5 protein-coding genes and 1 riboswitch are annotated in these 4,958 nt (G+C 74.1%); of the genes, 2 read left to right on the top strand and 3 right to left on the bottom strand.

Features of this window, described 5'->3' with window-relative positions:
- Positions 1-213 (bottom strand): hypothetical protein (locus AC08OP_RS20540; RefSeq protein WP_476615672.1); only part of this gene is annotated, 213 nt, incomplete at its 3' end.
- Positions 214-358: 145 nt separating this feature from the next.
- Here AC08OP_RS20540 and AC08OP_RS20535 point away from each other — a divergent pair.
- A complete protein-coding gene (locus AC08OP_RS20535; protein WP_476615671.1) occupies positions 359-532 on the top strand; it encodes a hypothetical protein in 174 nt (57 codons plus the stop codon).
- Between the two features lie 115 nt (positions 533-647).
- Here the strand turns inward: AC08OP_RS20535 and AC08OP_RS20530 are convergent, their stop codons facing one another.
- Together AC08OP_RS20530 and AC08OP_RS20525 are read right to left on the bottom strand one after the other, a co-directional pair.
- A complete protein-coding gene (locus tag AC08OP_RS20530) occupies positions 648-1,250 on the bottom strand; it encodes an adenylate/guanylate cyclase domain-containing protein (RefSeq protein ID WP_476615670.1) in 603 nt (200 codons plus the stop codon).
- A gap of 112 nt (positions 1,251-1,362) precedes the next feature.
- Positions 1,363-2,415, bottom strand: coding sequence for a pentapeptide repeat-containing protein (locus AC08OP_RS20525; protein WP_476615669.1), 1,053 nt, complete (start codon positions 2,413-2,415; stop codon positions 1,363-1,365).
- A 158-nt stretch (positions 2,416-2,573) separates the two neighbouring features.
- A riboswitch (cobalamin riboswitch) is annotated at positions 2,574-2,655 on the top strand.
- A gap of 342 nt (positions 2,656-2,997) precedes the next feature.
- Between AC08OP_RS20525 and AC08OP_RS20520 the strand changes: the two genes are divergently transcribed.
- Positions 2,998-4,958: VWA domain-containing protein (locus AC08OP_RS20520; RefSeq protein ID WP_476615673.1), on the top strand; the 1,961-nt coding region annotated here is incomplete at its 3' end.

Raw genomic sequence — 4,958 nt, 5'->3', positions numbered from 1 at the left:
ATCCTGCCCAAGGGGGAGATGGCGGTAGATGGTGGTCCGTCCGCGCCGGGTGAGCGCGGCCACCAGGTCGATCGGCACTCCGCCGGCGCGGGCGGCGCGGGCGGCCTCCCACATTCTCTCCTCCGCCTCGCAGGCGGCGTCGACTGAGGCGGACAGGGCGGCCATGAGCTCATGGTGAGCCTGCGTCCTCGGCGTCCACGGCGGGCGGGGCATCCACCCACCTTATGGGCGTACCAGATTGACATGCAAACACGTGGGAGATTAGCGTTTCAGATAGGTATGCGAACTCGGAATGTGATGTATCTGTCGCGGCATTGCCGCATTCTGGCCCTGCCCGAGCATCCGAAGGGACCTCATGATGGCCAGATACACCTGCACGTACTGCGGTATCATCTCGGACCGGGTCCCCACCAAGACCGAGGCATCCCAACTGCTCGCCACCCACATGCAGGTCCGCCACGGCGGGCTGGGCCGCGGCCCCCAACCGGCCGTCATCCCGCGGACCGGTTCACGTCGCGTCCGGCGCCGCTGACAGCCCGCTGACAGCCCGCTGACAGCCCGCTGACATTCCGCTGGCAGTCCCGCACCGCCCTTCGTCCCGCTCGCCCACGGAGCCGGGGCGGGGCACCGGGGGCGCCCGGTGGTGCTCAGGCGGCCGGCGACGGAGCGGCCAGTCCGATCAGCCGGTGCACACGCAACGGGACGGGCCTGCCCTGCACGACGAGGGGATCCGCCTCGCTCGCGGTGACGCTGTCCCGGACGAGATAATAGGTGGTGTCGCCGAGGAAGATCTCGCCGGCGGGCGCGGCGTGTTCCAGCCGGGAGGCGACGTTCACCGGGTCGCCACTCACGCCACCGGCGGCAACGGTGACCTCGCCGGTGTTGATCCCGATCCGCACGCGCAGCCTCAGGTCCCGGTCGTGGTGCCGTTCGGTGTTGAGCGCCTCCGTCGCGGCCCGGATCTCGAGGGCGGCGTGGACGGCGCGCAGCGCGTCGTCCACGTGCGGCTCGGCGACGCCGAACAGGGCGAACGCGGCGTCACCGATGAATCTCTCGACCGAGCCGCCGTGCGTGGAGACGATGGTGCGCACGAGGGTGAACGCCCGCCGCAGGACCTCCTGCAGCGATTCCGGGTCGATTCCTCTGCCGATGTCGGTGGTCCCGGTGATGCCCACGAACATGCTCGTGGCGGTGATGCAGGTGTCCCGTTCCGGGTCCTGCCGGATGTCGCCGGTATCCTCGCGTGCCATGGTCCCATCCTGACGCGCCGTCCCGCCGGTGAAGACGTGATTTCCGCGCCGTGGCCCGACCGGGGGATCGGGCCCGGCGTCGGCATAGCGCCGCCGACGACCGGTCTGCCGGTCAGCGGCGGCGCGGGGAACGAGGCGACCGCGGGGAACGAGGAGAACTCGCCGACCGCCGCGGCCGGGCCGCACTGGGCAACGACGAGGGGATCGGCGCCGTCCCGGGCGTGGGGTCCGAGCCTGCCGCGGGGCGCGGCCGGGGGTCCGGCCGCGCCGGGTCCGCCGGGCGCGTCCAGTGCACGGGGCGGGTCAGGGCCGGGGGCAGCGCCGTGGTGGCGTCCCCGCGGGCGGCGTCGAGCTGGGCCTGAACGACGAACAGGGCGCCATGCAGGTTGGCGCCGTGCAGGTCAGTGTCGCGCAGGTCCGCGCCGAGCAGGTCAGCCCCCTGCAGATCCGCCCCCCGCAGATCCGCGCCAATCAGGAGGGTTCCCTGCAGCGCCGCGCCGCGCAGGTCCGCCCCGGCGAGGTTCGCGCCGAGCAGGTCGGCGCCGCGGGGGCGCCGCCGGGGACGCCTGCTCCCGGCGCGGACCGGCAGCTCAGCGCGGACCAGGTCGCTGGCCTGCAGCAGCAGCAGATGAACCGCCCGACGCAGCGCGGGGACGTCCACGGCGAGCAGCGTGTCAGCGTCGGCGCAGGTCAGCAGCGTGGTGCGGGCGCGGGCGTCATGCAGCTCGGCATGCAGCGGGGCGGCGGCAGGCAGGCTCAGCGCCTCGCTCAGATACCACAGCAGCTCGTGCAGCGCCCGCATGACCGCGAAGACATCGAACATCCGCCGGGCACTGTCCGGGGCCGCCCGCCAGTCCCGCCCGCCGTAGGTGACCTGGCAGACCTGCTGCCCGGCGCCGAAGCAGTCGTACACGGCGCAGCCGCGGAACCCCCGCGGCCGCAGCTGCTCGTGGACGGCGCAGCCGAAGCCCGCGTTCAGGTTGGGGCAGGCCGTGCTGGCGGGTTTGTCAATCGCGAAGTCCACCGAGGCGGAGAACGCCGGTGCCACGCAGCACAGCGCGAAACAGCGTCCGCAGTCGGCACGCAGCCGGCCGCGGGCGTCCCCGATGATTCCCGCGGGGGGATCGAGATCGTCGGGCAAGGTGTGTGCCCTTCTGAACGTCAACGGGAGACATCATTCTGACAGACGCGACCGCGGAGAATGAAGTCGCCACCCCCGTGTCCACCGGCCTCGGGCTAGCCTGGGGGCGGGATACCAGTTCACCCGCGGTCCCCGCCCGCGATCCTCGGATATGTCATGCTGACAGACGCGACAGCAGGGGAGGAAGCCGGTGCGAGTCCGGCGCGGTCCCGCCACTGTCACCGGGAAGTGAACCTTCCCGGGCATGCTCGCCGGCGAGGAGGCGGGCATGCCCGGCGATCGCCCGACCAGGGGTCCGGAGAGGAACCCCGAGCCGCCCGGGCGGGGCGACGGGCCACGGCCGCAGCGGCGGCTGGAAGGCCGAAGGTGCGCGTTGATCCGGGAGCCAGGATACTCCGGCCGTCGCCGTGATGACCATGGGCGAGGACCCTGGGAGGACCCCGGCATGCCCGTACCACTGCCAGACCGGCCACGTCGGCCATCCCGGCCGTACGCGCCGCACCTGTCGTACGCACCGCATCGGTGTCCGTCGTGCCGGTCGTGTCGATCCTGTCAGCCGCACACGGTGCACCGGCGACACCCGCTCGCCTCGACGGCGTCGACACCGTGGTGAGCTTCCCGCTGTCGGCGGTGGTCGGTATGGACGACCTGCGCTTGGCCCTGCTGCTCAACGCGGTCTCCCCCACGCTGGGCGGAATCCTCGTGCGTGGGGAGAAGGGCACCGCCAAGTCCACCGCCGTGCGCGGCCTGGCCGCCCTGCTGCCCCCGGTGGCGGTCGTGGAGGACTGCCGGTTCTCCTGCGCGCCGGACGCGCCGTCACCGGACTGCCCCGACGGCCCGCATCCCGCGCCGTCGCCGTCGCCGTCGTCGTCGTCGTCACTGACCCGTCCGGCCCGGCTGGTGGAACTGCCCGTAGGCGCCTCCGAAGACCGGGTGACCGGTTCCCTCGATCTGGACCGGGCGTTGGCCGACGGGGTCAGCGTCCTGCGCCCGGGTCTGCTCGCCGCCGCCCACCGCGGGCTGCTCTACGTCGACGAGGTCAACCTGCTGGGGGACCATCTCGTTGACCTGCTTCTCGACGCCGCCGCCTTCGGGGTCGCCCACGTCGAACGCGACGGGGTGTCGGTGCGCCATCCGGCGGTGTTCCTGCTGGTCGGGACGATGAACCCGGAGGAGGGCGAGCTGCGTCCGCAGCTGCTCGACCGGTTCGGGCTGACCGTGCACGTCGCGGCCAGCCGTGACCCGGCGGTGCGCGCGGAGGTCGTCCGCCGCCGGCTGGCGTTCGAAGCCGACCCGGCCGGGTTCGCCGCGACCTGGGCGGACGCGGAAGCGGAACTCGCGGCCCGGGTCGTCGCCGCCCGCGGCCGGCTCGGCACGGTCCGGCTCACCGACGCGGCGCTGCGGGCCGTCACCGCCATCTGCGCCGGCTGCGACGTCGACGGCATGCGCGCCGACGTGGTGCTGGCCAAGACCGCGATGGCACTCGCCGCGTGGGCGGGGCGGACCACGGTGCTCGCCGCCGACATCCGTACCGGTGCCCGTCTCGCGCTACCGCATCGCCGCCGCCGCGGGCCGTTCGACGCCCCCGGAATGGACGACGAGACCCTCGACGCCGTCCTCGACGAGGCCCTGGCCGGTCTCGACGAGCGCGTCGGGGCCGAACGCGAGACCGGCGAACGCGAAGCCGGGGAGTCCGGTGTCGGGGAGTCCGGTGTCGGGGAGTCCGGTGTCGGGGAGTCCGGTGTCGGGGAGTCCGGTGTCGGGGAGTCCGGTGTCGGGGAGTCCGGTGTCGGGGAGTCCGGTGTCGGGGAGTCCGGTGTACCGGTGAACGGTGCGCGCCCCGATGACGACCCGCCCGACGGCGGCGGTTCGGGGGGCGCGCCCGGTGGTGACGGCGGTCCCCACGGCGGCGGCGGTGCGGGGGACGGGAATGGCGGGGACCGGTGGTCGGCACGACCGTCCCCGTCGATGTCTTCGACCGCGATGGCGGCCTCGACCGCGGCCTCGACCGCGGCGGCGGCCTCGTCCCGGCTCGCCGGCGCACCGGCGGCGGCGTTTCGGCCGCGGCTGCTCACCGTCGCCGGTCTCGGAACCTCCTCGGGAACCACCGGGCGTCGGTCCCCGGCCCGCGGCAGCCGCGGCGCGCTCGTCACCACCGCCGCGGACGCACCCGGCCTGCATCTGCCGGCGACCCTGCTCGCCGCCGCCCCGTTCCAGGCCTCCCGCGGCCGGTGCGGACCTGGCCTCGTGCTGGTCCCGGCGGACCGCCGTGGCGCCGTGCGCGTCGGCCGGGAGGGCAACCTGGTGCTGTTCGTCGTCGATGCCAGCGGGTCGATGGCCGCCCGCGCGCGGATGACCCTGGTCACCACGGCCGTGCTGGCCCTGCTCGTCGACGCCTACCAGCGCCGCGACCGGATCGGGATGATCACTTTCCGGGGGTTGGGGGCGGAGGTGGTGCTCGCGCCGACCTCGAGCGTGGAGGTGGGCGCGGCCCGGCTGCGCGCGCTGCCCACCGGCGGGCGGACCCCGCTGGCCGCCGGGCTGGGCCTCGCCGGTGAGGTCCTGCG

The organism is Frankia sp. CeRuru1 (genome assembly GCF_977966315.1).
The sequence above is the reverse complement of the archived record's forward strand: the minus strand, read 5'-3'. Positions and strand labels throughout refer to the sequence as shown.

Coding starts and splice junctions, on each gene's coding strand:
- AC08OP_RS20535 (WP_476615671.1), top strand. CDS start 359: ATGGCCAGATACACCTGCACGTACTGCGGTATCATCTCGGACCGGGTC.
- AC08OP_RS20530 (WP_476615670.1), bottom strand. CDS start 1,250: ATGGCACGCGAGGATACCGGCGACATCCGGCAGGACCCGGAACGGGAC.